10 protein-coding genes are annotated in these 12,750 nt (G+C 59.7%); 7 read left to right on the top strand and 3 right to left on the bottom strand.

Annotated features, from left to right (window positions below; translation table 11 throughout):
• Positions 1–61 precede the first annotated feature (61 nt).
• Positions 62–712, bottom strand: a complete 651-nt coding sequence (locus HCU66_RS06605; RefSeq protein WP_205887721.1) for a GNAT family N-acetyltransferase — start codon at positions 710–712, stop codon at positions 62–64.
• Between the two features lie 220 nt (positions 713–932).
• Here HCU66_RS06605 and xthA point away from each other — a divergent pair, with 220 nt between their 5' ends.
• Both xthA and HCU66_RS06595 read left to right on the top strand, forming a co-directional pair.
• Positions 933–1,745 carry an exodeoxyribonuclease III gene (xthA, locus tag HCU66_RS06600; RefSeq protein ID WP_205887720.1) on the top strand — a complete coding sequence of 271 codons (813 nt, stop codon included), beginning with the start codon at positions 933–935 and terminating at the stop codon, positions 1,743–1,745.
• Between the two features lie 229 nt (positions 1,746–1,974).
• Positions 1,975–3,315, top strand: a complete 1,341-nt coding sequence (locus tag HCU66_RS06595; RefSeq protein ID WP_205887719.1) for a substrate-binding domain-containing protein — start codon at positions 1,975–1,977, stop codon at positions 3,313–3,315.
• Between the two features lie 171 nt (positions 3,316–3,486).
• On the opposite strand, the gene HCU66_RS06590 is transcribed toward HCU66_RS06595, so the two are convergent.
• Complete coding sequence (locus HCU66_RS06590; protein ID WP_008014296.1) at positions 3,487–4,716, bottom strand: acyl-CoA dehydrogenase; 1,230 nt, start codon at positions 4,714–4,716, stop codon at positions 3,487–3,489.
• A gap of 188 nt (positions 4,717–4,904) precedes the next feature.
• Here HCU66_RS06590 and HCU66_RS06585 point away from each other — a divergent pair, with 188 nt between their 5' ends.
• The 3 genes from HCU66_RS06585 to HCU66_RS06575 all read left to right on the top strand — a co-directional run bounded on the left by HCU66_RS06585 (position 4,905) and on the right by HCU66_RS06575 (position 7,405).
• A complete protein-coding gene (locus HCU66_RS06585; protein WP_205887718.1) occupies positions 4,905–5,840 on the top strand; it encodes a LysR family transcriptional regulator in 936 nt (311 codons plus the stop codon).
• A gap of 137 nt (positions 5,841–5,977) precedes the next feature.
• A complete protein-coding gene (locus tag HCU66_RS06580) occupies positions 5,978–6,376 on the top strand; it encodes a MerR family transcriptional regulator (protein ID WP_007904077.1) in 399 nt (132 codons plus the stop codon).
• Positions 6,377–6,505: 129 nt separating this feature from the next.
• Entirely contained in the window at positions 6,506–7,405 is a 900-nt protein-coding gene (locus tag HCU66_RS06575; protein ID WP_205887717.1) for a hydroxymethylglutaryl-CoA lyase, read from the top strand.
• A 562-nt stretch (positions 7,406–7,967) separates the two neighbouring features.
• Here the strand turns inward: HCU66_RS06575 and HCU66_RS06570 are convergent.
• Entirely contained in the window at positions 7,968–9,662 is a 1,695-nt protein-coding gene (locus HCU66_RS06570; protein WP_205887716.1) for an AMP-binding protein, read from the bottom strand.
• 211 nt (positions 9,663–9,873) lie between these two features.
• Between HCU66_RS06570 and HCU66_RS06565 the strand changes: the two genes are divergently transcribed.
• Positions 9,874–11,037: an isovaleryl-CoA dehydrogenase gene (locus HCU66_RS06565; protein WP_205887715.1), complete on the top strand. Its 1,164-nt coding sequence runs from the start codon at positions 9,874–9,876 to the stop codon at positions 11,035–11,037.
• 100 nt (positions 11,038–11,137) lie between these two features.
• Positions 11,138–12,742 carry a carboxyl transferase domain-containing protein gene (locus tag HCU66_RS06560; RefSeq protein WP_205887714.1) on the top strand — a complete coding sequence of 535 codons (1,605 nt, stop codon included), beginning with the start codon at positions 11,138–11,140 and terminating at the stop codon, positions 12,740–12,742.
• Positions 12,743–12,750 lie beyond the last annotated feature (8 nt).

Here is a 12,750-nt window from a genome sequence, read left to right as displayed (position 1 = left end):
GCGGATGCTATCACGAGCTTGGGAGCCTGATAGAGCCTGACCTGCCGCGAAAGTTCTAGGGTTATGCCGTTGCGGTTTGTAACACCTGCGGGTTGGCGTGAAAAAACACGTGCTCTCGAATCGGTCCTACAGCCACTTCGCCGATTTCCTCATAGCCCTGACGTTTATAGAACTCCAGATAGCGAGGATTCCCCGTGTCGAGGATCACGCCCTGAGAGTGCTCATCGACCGCGCACCAATTGTGCACCGCTTGCAGCAATTGTTCGCCAAAGTGCTTGCCCTGAAATTGCGGGTGAACTCCCAGCAACGGCAGGATGTGCACCGAATCGGACGGCACGCAGGCCATCACGGCGGCGTGGTAGTCGAGGTAGCGCCGGGTACAGCGAAACCCGGTGCTGAGCACCATCCGCAGGCGCCAGGCCCAGCTTTCGGTGATGCCCAGACGGCGCTGCGGCGGTGCGATCAGGGCGATGCCGATCAAGCGGTCATTCACCAGCAGGCCGATGGCTGGCAAATCCTGCAAAAAGTGCTGCTTGACCAGTTCGCGCACCGTTGCCCGGACTCGCTGTTCGTAACCGGGGCGTTCGGCTTCGAACAAGTAGCCGAACGTCGGCTCGTGGCGGTACGCCTGGTACAACAGGGAACGTGCTTCGCTGGAATAGCCGCTGTCGAGCATGTGAATATCGGCGTTGGAGGTCGAGGTTTCGGGCATAACGGCAGATCTCCCTGGGGCACAGCTCAGATGTGCTGTGCTCTTATTGGGTACGAGCCTTTGGGTGGCTTCACAGTTCCCCAGACAGGTATAGACCAAGCCAGGATCTTCATCGACTGTAGGAGCGGGCTTGCCCGCGAAGAGGCCCTATCTGCCAACACATCTCTGGCCCCATTCCTACATGTCAGCTAGCATCGCATTTTTGCCAGGACTGCCGACCATGAAGATCGTCTCCTTCAACATCAACGGGCTGCGCGCTCGCCCGCATCAGCTGGCGGCGCTGATCGAAAAGCATCAACCGGACGTGATCGGGTTGCAGGAAACCAAGGTCCACGACGACCAGTTTCCCCTGGCCGAGGTTCAGGCGCTGGGTTATCACGTGTATTTCCACGGGCAAAAGAGTCACTACGGCGTGGCCCTGCTCTCGCGTCAGGAGCCGATTGTGCTGCACAAAGGTTTCGCCACTGACGAAGAAGACGCTCAGCGGCGCTTCATCTGGGGCACATTCGCCGACGCCAATGGCGTACCGGTGACCATCATGAACGGCTATTTCCCACAAGGCGAAAGCCGCGATCACCCCACCAAGTTCCCCGCCAAAGAACGTTTCTACAGCGATTTGCAGCAGTTGCTGGAAGGCCAGTTCAGCAACGACCAGCCGATTGTGGTGATGGGCGATGTGAACATTTCCCCGGAAGACTGTGACATCGGCATAGGCCCGGACAACATGAAACGCTGGCTGAAAACCGGCAAATGCAGCTTCCTGCCCGAAGAACGCGAATGGATGGCCCGCCTGAAAAACTGGGGCCTGGTGGACAGCTTCCGCCACCTGAACCCGGACGTTGCCGACCGTTTCAGCTGGTTCGACTACCGCAGCCGCGGTTTTGAAGATGAGCCCAAGCGCGGGCTGCGGATTGACCTGATCCTGGCATCCCAGGGGTTGTTGCCGCGAGTGAAGGATGCCGGCGTGGATTACGAACTGCGCGGGATGGAAAAGCCCTCCGACCATGCGCCGATCTGGCTTGAATTGAGCTGATCTGATCGTTCCCACGCGCAGCAACGGAACGCATCCCGTGACGCTCGCTGATCGTTCCCACGCTCCGCGTGGGAATGCATCCCGTGACGCTCTGCGTCACATTCAACTGCAGAACGCGGAGCGTCCCCGGCGGCGTTCCTTTGCTGCGCGTGGGAACGATCACTGTCATCGTTCAGAAACCTTACTGACTTATTCTCCCGGCACTTTCTTTGGCTTATAAGGTGCCGGCATGACCCTGCGCGTGTTGTTTCTGTGGCTGCTCGGCGCCGTGCTGCCGTTGACGGTGTCGGCCGTCGAGTTGCCGACGCCCGAACGTGGCCCGGTGCTGCGCATCCAGGGTTCCAACACCATTGGCGCGGCATTGGGCCCGGCGCTGGTCGAGGGGTTGATGCATGAACAGGGCCTGCTCAAGGTTCACCGCGAAGCTCCGGACAAAGCCAACGAACAACGCATCGTTGGCGAAACTGCCCAAGGCCGCCGGGTGGAAGTGGAGGTCGCCGCCCACGGTTCCAGCACCGGGTTCAAAGCCCTGAAAAACACCGCTGCCGATCTCGCGGCCTCATCACGACCAATCAAGGACAGCGAACGGCTGGATCTGGAACCGCTGGGCAATCTGAAAAGCCCGATTGCCGAGCAAGTCATCGCCATCGATGGGCTGGCCATCATCCTTCATCCGCGCAACTCGCTGAAGCAACTCGACACCGAACAACTGGCGCGAATTTTCAGCGGCGAAACGAAAACCTGGGAAGAACTCGGCGGCACCGGTGGGACGATTCATCTCTATGCGCGGGATGATCAATCGGGCACCTACGACACGTTCAAGGAACTGGTCCTCAGCCCGCGTGGGAAAAGTCTGAGTGGCAATGCGAAACGCTTCGAATCCAGCGAGCAATTGTCTGATGCGGTCAGTCTGGACCCGCAAGCCATCGGCGTCATCGGCTTGCCTTATGTGCGCCGGGCCAAAGCCGTGGCCATTGTCGATGGCGACTCCCAGGCCATGCTGCCACTTAATAGCCTGATCGCGACGGAAGATTACCCGCTGTCCCGTCGGTTGTTCTTTTACCTGCCGCCGAATGGGAAAAACCCCTGGGCCAAGGCCTTGGTGAAGTTTGCCCAAAGCAGCAAAGGCCAGGCGATTGTCGCGGCCAATGGTTTTATCGCGCAGACCGTTCAGGCCATGGCTGTCACGCCGAATGCGCTGATGCCCGAGGGTTATCAGGCACTCAGTCGGCATGCCCAGCGGCTGACGGTGAATTTCCGTTTCGAAGAAGGCAGCGCAACGCTGGACAACAAGGCCCGGCAGGACTTGTCACGGGTGCTCGACTATATAAAGCAGCACGACAAAACCAATCGGCAGGTAACGCTGGTGGGGTTTGGCGATGCCAAGAGCGACCCGGCGCGGGCCGACCTGCTGTCGAAACTGCGGGCCATGGCGGTGCGGCGAGAACTGGTGAAAAGCGGCGTGGTGTTTCGCGAGATTCGCGGTTTCGGCGCCGAGATGCCGGTGGCAGCCAACAGCGGGGATGAGGGGCGGATCAAGAATCGGCGGGTTGAGGTTTGGGTGTATTGAAGTGAACACCGAACAATGTGGCTTGGGGGGCTTACTGTGGCGAGGGGGCTTGCCCCCGTTCGGCTGCGAAGCAGTCGTAAATTGTACACCGCGTCTTTCCAGGAAAAATGCGGTGGCCGGTTTTAGGCCCGCTTCGCGGTCCAACGGGGGCAAGCCCCCTCGCCACAGGTCTCAGTGCCCGCTACGCATCATTTCTTTAGGCACATATTTGCCGATCTCGAACTTGCCGATCGCCGCGCGGTGCACTTCGTCCGGGCCATCGGCCAGGCGCAGGGTGCGTTGCATGGCATACATGTAGGCCAGCGGAAAATCGTTGGACACCCCTGCCCCACCATGGATCTGGATCGCCCGGTCGATCACCCGCAACGCCACGTTCGGCGCGACGACTTTGATCTGCGCGATCTCGCTCTTCGCCACTTTGTTGCCGACGGTGTCCATCATGTACGCCGCTTTCAATGTCAGCAGGCGCGCCATGTCGATCTCCATCCGCGAATCGGCGATTTTATCGATGTTACCGCCCAGGCGCGCCAAGGGTTTACCGAACGCGGTGCGGTTGACCGCCCGTTTGCACATCAGCTCCAGCGCACGCTCAGCCATGCCGATCGAACGCATGCAGTGGTGAATCCGTCCCGGGCCGAGGCGCCCCTGGGCGATTTCGAAGCCGCGTCCTTCGCCCAACAGGACGTTTTCGTACGGCACCCGAACGTTTTCGAACAGCACTTCGGCGTGGCCGTGAGGCGCGTCGTCGTAACCGAACACCGGCAGCGGCCGCACAATCTTCACGCCCGGGGTATCCACCGGCACCAGAATCATCGAGTGCTGCGCATGGCGCGGCGCATCCGGGTTGCTCAGGCCCATGAAGATCAGGATCTTGCAGCGCGGATCGCAGGCCCCTGAAGTCCACCATTTCTTGCCATTGATCACCCACTCATCGCCGTCGCGCACGGCACGGGCGGCCATGTTGGTGGCGTCGGACGAGGCCACGTCCGGTTCGGTCATGGCGAACGCCGAGCGGATTTCGCCGCGCAACAGCGGCTCGAGCCAGCGTTGCTTCTGTTCTTCGTTGGCGTAACGCACCAGCACTTCCATATTGCCGGTGTCGGGCGCCGAGCAGTTGAATGGTTCAGGGCCCAGCAAGGAACGGCCCATGATTTCCGCCAATGGCGCGTATTCGAGATTGGTCAGGCCGGCACCGAGTTCGGACTCAGGCAGAAACAAATTCCACAGGCCTTCAGCCTTGGCCTTGAGTTTGAGTTCTTCCATGATTGCCGTCGGCTGCCAGCGATCGCCCTCGGCGACCTGGCGTTCGAATACCGCTTCGGCGGGATAAACGTAGGTGTCCATGAACGCAGTCACGCGCTCACGCAGTTCCTGGACCTTGGGCGAATAAGCGAAATCCATGGCAGCTCTACCTTTTTAACAGGGGTTCAGAGGCGTTGTTCAGGTCATGCAATCGATGCTAGAACAGCTACGAAAATTTACCTAACCTATTCTCGGCGTGTATTAACATTCATCACCGATATATGATCGGCTGATTGCCAAGGCCCTCGGGTCCGATCAAGACGCCCCTGATAACAAGAGTGCAGCGCATGAATCTGAGCAAGGTCGACCTCAACCTTTTCATCGTCTTCGACGCGATCTACACCGAAGCCAACCTGACCCGCGCCGGGCAGATTGTCGGCATTACTCAACCGGCGGTGTCGAACGCTCTGGCCCGCCTGCGCGAAACCTTCAACGACCCGCTGTTCGTGCGCACCGCCCAGGGCATGGTGCCCACGCCGATGGCGCAGAACATCATCGGCCCCGTGCGCAACGCCCTCTCCCTGCTGCGGGTATCGGTACAGGAAAGCCGCATCTTCAACCCGTTGCAGGCGGTCAAGACCTACCGCATCAGCATGACCGACCTCACCGAAGCGGTGATCCTGCCGCCATTGTTCCAACGCCTGCGCCGCCTGGCGCCGACAGTGATCATCGAAAGCTTTCTGTCCAAACGCCGCGAGACCACCAAGGAACTGGCGGCCGGACGTCTCGATTTCGCGGTGGATGCGCCGCTCAACACCGACCCGCAGGTGCGTCACGTCAAGTTGATGGAAGACCGTTATGTGTGCGCCATGCGCAAGGGCCATCCGCTGGCGACCAAAGAGAAATTCACCCTCGACGATTATCTGTCGCTGACCCACATCCATATTTCCAGCCGCCGCAGCGGGCTGGGCTACGTCGACCTGGCCCTGGGCAAAATGGGCATCCAGCGCAAGATCGCCCTGCGCTCCCAGCATTACCTGATGGCATCCCAAGTGTTGCAGCAGACCGACATGGTCATGACCGTGCCGGAACGTTTCGCCCGTCGCCATGATTTGTATTCGGTGAACTTGCCGGTCAACGATGTTCCACCGGTGGAAACCCACCTCTACTGGCACGAAAGCACCGACCAGGACCCGGCCAACCGCTGGATGCGCGAGCAGATGATCGAGTTGTGCCAGCAGGTGACGGCGCATGAGAGGAAACTGGATAAACAGGTGGTTTGAGGAAAGATCAAAAGATCGCAGCCTGTGGCAGCCCCTACACGCCTGTGGGCGCTGTCGCAGGCTGCGATCTTTTCGCCCCTTGACGTAAACGTCAACCTGCCATTAGCTTAGCGCCATGACCTTTTTCGAGCGCTTCCATGAGCAGCCAGACCTATAGCATTTCCGACCTCGCCCGCGAGCTCGACATCACCACACGGGCCATTCGCTTTTATGAAGAGCAAGGCTTGCTCAGCCCCGAGCGCCGTGGCCAGGAACGCATTTATTCGCCCCGTGACAAGGTCAGCCTGAAGCTGATCCTGCGGGGCAAGCGCATTGGTTTTTCTCTGGCCGAATGCCGCGAGCTGATCGAGCTCTATGACCCCTCCAGCGGGAATACCAAGCAATTGCACAGCATGCTGGCGAAAATCGCCGAGCGTCGGGAACAACTCGAACAGCAACTGCTGGACATCGAACAGATGAAACTGGAACTCGACACGGCCGAAGAGCGCTGCACTCAGGCGCTGGAGCAAACCATCAAGAGCCAGCAGCTCGTGTAGGAGCTGAGCTTGCTCGCGAAAGCGGTATGTCCTTCAACATGGATGTCGACTGACCTGACGCTTTCGCGAGCAAGCTCAGCTCCTACAGGGCTCTGTGAACATTCATACAATCTCAACAGGTCGATTCCCATGTCCCTCCCCACCCACGTACGCCTGGTCGAAGTCGGCCCCCGCGACGGTTTGCAGAACGAAGCCCAGCCCATCAGCGTTGCTGACAAGGTGCAACTGGTTGACGCGCTGACCGCCGCTGGCCTCGGCTATATAGAAGTCGGCAGTTTCGTTTCGCCCAAATGGGTGCCGCAAATGGCCGGCTCCGCCGAGGTCTTCGCGCAGATCCAGCGCAAGCCGGGCGTGACCTATGGCGCCCTCGCTCCCAACCTGCGGGGCTTCGAAGATGCCATCGCCGCCGGGGTCAAGGAGGTGGCGGTGTTCGCCGCAGCGTCCGAAGCGTTTTCCCAGCGCAACATCAATTGCTCGATCAGCGAAAGCCTGGAGCGTTTCGTGCCGATCATGGATGCCGCCAGACAACACGGCGTCAGCGTGCGCGGTTACGTATCCTGCGTGCTGGGCTGCCCTTACGAGGGTGACGTCAAACCCGAGCAAGTCGCCCGAGTCGCTCGCGAGCTCTATGCCATGGGCTGCTACGAGGTTTCGCTGGGAGACACCATCGGCACCGGCACCGCCGGCGCGACCCGCAAGATGTTCGAAGTGGTGTCGGCCGACGTGCCACGTGAAAAACTGGCCGGGCACTTCCATGACACCTATGGCCAGGCCATGGCCAATATTTACGCCAGCCTGCTGGAAGGCATTGCGGTGTTCGACAGCTCCATCGCCGGCCTTGGCGGCTGCCCGTACGCCAAGGGCGCCAGCGGTAATGTCGCGACCGAAGACGTGGTTTACCTGCTCAATGGCTTGGGCATCGAGACCGGCATCGACCTGGACGCCTTGATTCGCGCCGGTCAGCAGATTTGCGCGGTGCTGGGACGCCCAACCGGTTCTCGCGTGGCCAAGGCCCGCAGCGCACAGTGACAGAGTGGATGTGTCCAGGTGTTACCGTGTGTTCCGGTGCGTGGGCGGAAACGAGTAACACGGAAACAAATTGTCAGGTTTGGGCTGGGTCAAAAAGCTCAAAAAAATACAAATCATTGATTTTAAAGAACTTTTAAAAGTTGGCACGGCTTCTGCTATCTCTATGGCATAACAAAAATAAAAACTGCAAACCAATAAAAATAAGACGTAACGACTCTGACATAACAAGAACAACACGGCAGAGACGCAGCTAACAGATTTTTTTGGAGAAGGTGTGCTTTTCAGGGTGCTTTTCGGAGCAACCCGCAACCGGGCAGAGAACAATAAAACTACCTTCAGGTAGCTCCCGAACTGGTTGGATCGCTTGGCGAAAAAGTAGATCAGCGCTCAAAAAAATACGTTTGCTCTTGATCCCGGATGGGGATCGACAAAAACAGCGGTAAAGGGCCACGGTTGCCAAAAACAACAACAGACCGCCCCTCAATAATAAAAAAAGAGCACGTACGACAAAATTAAAGGGGAGCTTCGGCTCCCCTTTGTGCTTTCTGCGTTTCCCCAAATCCTACGGCATCGTTTTGAGCTCCTCGATGCTGATCTCGCGCATTCGGAATTTCTGGATCTTACCGGTAACGGTCATTGGAAACTCCTCGACGAACTTGAAATAACGCGGCGTCTTGAAGTGCGCGATGCGTTCCTTGCACCAGGCTTGCAGTTCCTGTTCGGTGGCGCTGTGGCCGGGGTGAAACTTGATCCAGGCGACGATCTCTTCGCCGTACCGGGGACAAGGGATGCCGATCACCTGCACATCGGCAACTGCCGGGTGGGTGAAGAAGAACTCTTCCAGCTCCCTTGGGTAAATATTCTCACCGCCGCGGATGATCATGTCCTTGTTGCGCCCGGCGATGCACACGTAGCCTTCGTCGTTCATGCTCGCCAGATCGCCGGTGTGCATCCAGCCTGCCTGGTCGATAGCCTCGGCGGTGCCTTGCGGGTTGTTCCAGTAGCCGAGCATCACGCTGTAACCCCGAGTACACAGTTCGCCAATGGTGCCGCGTGGCACCGGATTGCCCGCCTCGTCGATGATCTTGCTTTCCAGTTGCGGCTGGGTGCGGCCGACCGTGGTGACACGCAATTCCAAGTCGTCTGACGGACCGGTCTGCAAAGACACAGGGCTGGTTTCCGTCATGCCGTAGGCAATCTGCACTTCACTCATGTGCATTTCGCTGATAACCCGACGCATCACCTCGATTGGGCACGTCGCCCCGGCCATGATCCCGGTGCGCAGGCTCGACAAATCAAATTCGGTGCGCTTGGGCTGATCGAGCATGGCGATGAACATGGTCGGTACACCGTAGAGCGCAGTGGCTTTTTCTTCGGCGACGGTGATAAGGGTCAGCAGCGGATCGAAAGCATCGTTGGGGTAAATCATGGTGCAGCCATGGGTGACGCAACCAAGATTGCCCATGACCATGCCGAAGCAGTGATACAGCGGCACCGGAATCACCAGCCGATCACGGGCGGTCAGCCCAAGGCTTTCGCCGACCATGTAACCGTTGTTGAGAATGTTGTAGTGGCTGAGGGTCGCGCCCTTGGGGAAGCCGGTGGTGCCGGAGGTGTACTGGATGTTCACCGCCTGATCGAAATGCAGGCTGTCCTGGCGTTCGTGCAATTGTTCGACCGACACGCTGGCCGCCAGATCGGCCAGTTGCGACCACGGCAGGAAACCCGACGGCGGCTGCGCATCCAGGCTGATCACCCCACGCAAATCCGGCAGGCGCTCGCTTTGCAAGCGGCCGATGGATTGCTCCGCCAATTCCGGCACCAGCCCTTGCAGCATGCCGTGGTAGTCGGAGGTCTTGAAGGCCCCGGCGCAGACCAGCCATTGGCAGCCGGATTGCTTCAACACGTATTCGAGTTCGGAACTGCGATAAGCCGGGTTGATATTGACCAGGATCACGCCGATTTTCGCGCTGGCGAACTGGCTGATGCACCACTGGGCACAATTCGGCGCCCAGATGCCGAGCCGGTCACCGGTTTGCAAACCCAACGCCAGGAATGCTCTGGCATGCAGATCAACAGCATCCGACAGCTGCTGCCAGGTGTAACGCAACTGTTGATGGCGAACGACCAGCGCCTCCCCATCCGGATATTGCCCGACGGTGTTGTCAAACGCCTGGCCGATGGTCATCGCCAGCAAGGCTTTGTCCTGGGAACCACGGGTATAGCTGCGCTGCGGGCTTGCACTGGGTTGATCCATGACGACCCCTATTGTCTTTATTGTAGGAGCGTGGCGTGTGTGGCAAGCCACAGAAGGCGACGCTGGTCTTTCAGAACTGGCTCTACTCTCGCTCAAGTTGACGTTAACGTAAAGGGTGATTGACAGCCATTCGTCACAGGCTTACGTTAACGTAAAGGTGAGAGCCGAATCACTGCCCTCCCCACCCTACAAAAAAGCCAAAAGGTGCCCCATGAGCTACCCATCCCTGAACTTTGCCCTCGGTGAAACCATCGACATGCTGCGCGATCAGGTTCAGTCCTTCGTCGCCAAAGAGATCGCTCCGCGCGCTGCTCAGATCGACATCGACAACCTGTTCCCCGCCGACCTGTGGCGAAAATTCGGCGACATGGGTCTGCTGGGCATCACCGTGCCGGAAGAGTACGGCGGCGCGGGCCTGGGTTACCTGGCGCACGTGGTCGCCATGGAAGAAATCAGCCGCGGTTCGGCCTCGGTCGCCCTGTCCTACGGCGCCCACTCCAACCTCTGCGTCAACCAGATCAACCGCAACGGCACTCACGAACAGAAAAGCAAATACCTGCCGAAACTGATCAGCGGCGAGCACATCGGTGCACTGGCCATGAGCGAGCCGAACGCCGGCTCCGACGTGGTGTCGATGAAGCTTCGCGCCGACAAACGCGGCGACCACTACGTACTCAACGGCAGCAAAACCTGGATCACCAACGGCCCCGACGCCAATACCTACGTGATCTACGCCAAGACCGATCTGGAAAAAGGCCCCCACGGCATCACCGCCTTCATCGTCGAACGGGACTGGAAAGGCTTCAGCCGCAGTAACAAATTCGACAAGCTCGGCATGCGCGGCTCGAACACCTGCGAGCTGTTTTTCGATGACGTTGAAGTGCCGGAAGAAAACATCCTCGGCGTGCTCAATGGCGGCGTGAAAGTGCTGATGAGCGGCCTCGACTACGAACGCGTGGTGCTTTCCGGTGGTCCGACCGGGATCATGCAGGCCTGCATGGACCTGATCGTGCCGTACATCCACGACCGCAAACAGTTCGGCCAGAGCATCGGCGAATTCCAGCTGATCCAGGGCAAAGTCGCCGACATGTACACCCAGCTCAACGCCAGCCGCGCCTACCTGTATGCGGTGGCCCAGGCGTGCGAACGCGGCGAAACCACCCGCAAGGACGCCGCCGGGGTGATCCTCTACAGCGCCGAACGCGCCACGCAAATGGCCCTCGACGCGATCCAGATTCTCGGCGGCAACGGCTACATCAACGAATTCCCGGCCGGTCGTCTGCTGCGTGACGCCAAGCTGTATGAAATCGGCGCCGGTACCAGTGAGATCCGTCGCATGCTCATCGGTCGCGAACTGTTCAACGAGACGAAATGAATTTCGTCAGCTACGAGGAGCCACAAGCTTCAAGCTGCAAGAGAACCGCTTTTACTTGCCGCTTGAAGCTTGCCGCTAACAGCTGCTTACGGAGTAAGCCATGATTTTGCATACCCAGCTCAACCCCCGTTCGGCGGAGTTCGTGGCCAACAGCGCGGCGATGCTCAAACAGGTCGACGCCCTGCACACCCTGCTCGCGCAAGTGCAACAAGGTGGCGGCCCGAAGGCGCAAGAACGCCACACCTCGCGGGGTAAGTTGCTGCCCCGTGAGCGGATCAATCGCCTGCTCGATCCGGGCTCGCCGTTTCTTGAGATCAGCCAACTGGCGGCCTACGCGGTCTATGGCGAAGACGTTCCCGCCGCGGGCGTGATTGCCGGGATCGGCCGGGTGGAAGGCGTCGAATGCATGATCGTCGCCAACGATGCCACCGTGAAAGGCGGCTCGTATTACCCGCTGACGGTGAAAAAACACCTGCGTGCGCAGACCATCGCCCAACAGAATCGCCTGCCCTGCATCTATCTGGTGGACTCCGGTGGCGCCAACTTGCCGCGTCAGGATGAAGTGTTCCCGGACCGCGAACACTTCGGACGGATCTTCTTCAACCAGGCCAACATGAGCGCCATGGGCATCCCGCAAATTGCGGTGGTCATGGGCTCTTGCACCGCCGGGGGCGCTTACGTGCCAGCGATGGCCGACGAAGCGATCATGGTCCGTCAGCAAGCAACGATTTTCCTCGCCGGCCCACCGCTGGTGAAAGCCGCGACCGGTGAAGTGGTCAGCGCCGAAGACCTCGGCGGGGCCGATGTGCACTGCAAGATTTCCGGGGTCGCCGACCATTACGCCGAGAGCGATGAACACGCCCTCGCATTGGCCCGGCGCAGCGTGGCCAACCTCAACTGGCGCAAACTGGGCGAACTGCAACAACGTACGCCGATCGCACCGCTGTACAGCAGCGACGAGTTGTACGGCGTGGTCTCGGCCGACGCCAAGCAACCGTTCGACGTGCGCGAAGTGATTGCGCGCCTGGTGGACGGCTCGGTGTTCGATGAGTTCAAGGCGCTGTTCGGGACGACATTGGTGTGCGGTTTCGCCCACCTGCACGGTTACCCGATCGCGATCCTCGCCAACAACGGCATCCTCTTCGCCGAAGCCGCACAGAAAGGCGCGCACTTCATCGAACTGGCTTGCCAGCGCGGCATTCCATTGCTGTTCCTGCAAAACATCACCGGCTTCATGGTCGGCCAGAAATACGAGGCCGGCGGCATCGCCAAGCACGGCGCGAAACTGGTGACGGCCGTGGCCTGCGCCAAGGTGCCGAAATTCACGGTGATCATCGGCGGCAGCTTCGGCGCAGGGAATTACGGCATGTGTGGGCGGGCTTACGATCCACGCTTCCTGTGGATGTGGCCGAACGCGCGGATCGGCGTGATGGGCGCCGAACAAGCGGCGGGCGTGCTGGTGCAGGTCAAGCGCGAGCAAACCGAGCGCAGCGGGCATCGTTTCAGCGCCGAGCAGGAAGCCGAGATCAAGCAACCGATTCTCGATCAGTACGAAGAACAGGGTCACCCCTATTACTCCAGCGCCCGGTTGTGGGACGACGGCGTCATCGACCCGGCGCAGACCCGCGACGTGTTGGCCCTGGCCTTGTCGGCGTCGCTGAACGCACCCATCGAACCGAGCCGCTTCGGCGTGTTCCGGATGTGATCTGGAGA

Origin of the sequence: Pseudomonas frederiksbergensis (assembly GCF_017114915.1) — a bacterium.
Taxonomy (GTDB): domain Bacteria; phylum Pseudomonadota; class Gammaproteobacteria; order Pseudomonadales; family Pseudomonadaceae; genus Aquipseudomonas; species Aquipseudomonas frederiksbergensis_I.
Note: the sequence above shows the minus strand (reverse complement) of the source record. Positions and strands in the feature narration are given on the sequence as shown.

Bases quoted from the DNA above. Each gene is read 5' to 3' on its own strand.
- HCU66_RS06605 (WP_205887721.1), bottom strand. From the start codon at position 712: ATGCCCGAAACCTCGACCTCCAACGCCGATATTCACATGCTCGACAGC.
- xthA (WP_205887720.1), top strand. From the start codon at position 933: ATGAAGATCGTCTCCTTCAACATCAACGGGCTGCGCGCTCGCCCGCAT.
- HCU66_RS06595 (WP_205887719.1), top strand. From the start codon at position 1,975: ATGACCCTGCGCGTGTTGTTTCTGTGGCTGCTCGGCGCCGTGCTGCCG.
- HCU66_RS06590 (WP_008014296.1), bottom strand. From the start codon at position 4,716: ATGGATTTCGCTTATTCGCCCAAGGTCCAGGAACTGCGTGAGCGCGTG.
- HCU66_RS06585 (WP_205887718.1), top strand. From the start codon at position 4,905: ATGAATCTGAGCAAGGTCGACCTCAACCTTTTCATCGTCTTCGACGCG.
- HCU66_RS06580 (WP_007904077.1), top strand. From the start codon at position 5,978: ATGAGCAGCCAGACCTATAGCATTTCCGACCTCGCCCGCGAGCTCGAC.
- HCU66_RS06575 (WP_205887717.1), top strand. From the start codon at position 6,506: ATGTCCCTCCCCACCCACGTACGCCTGGTCGAAGTCGGCCCCCGCGAC.
- HCU66_RS06570 (WP_205887716.1), bottom strand. From the start codon at position 9,662: ATGGATCAACCCAGTGCAAGCCCGCAGCGCAGCTATACCCGTGGTTCC.
- HCU66_RS06565 (WP_205887715.1), top strand. From the start codon at position 9,874: ATGAGCTACCCATCCCTGAACTTTGCCCTCGGTGAAACCATCGACATG.
- HCU66_RS06560 (WP_205887714.1), top strand. From the start codon at position 11,138: ATGATTTTGCATACCCAGCTCAACCCCCGTTCGGCGGAGTTCGTGGCC.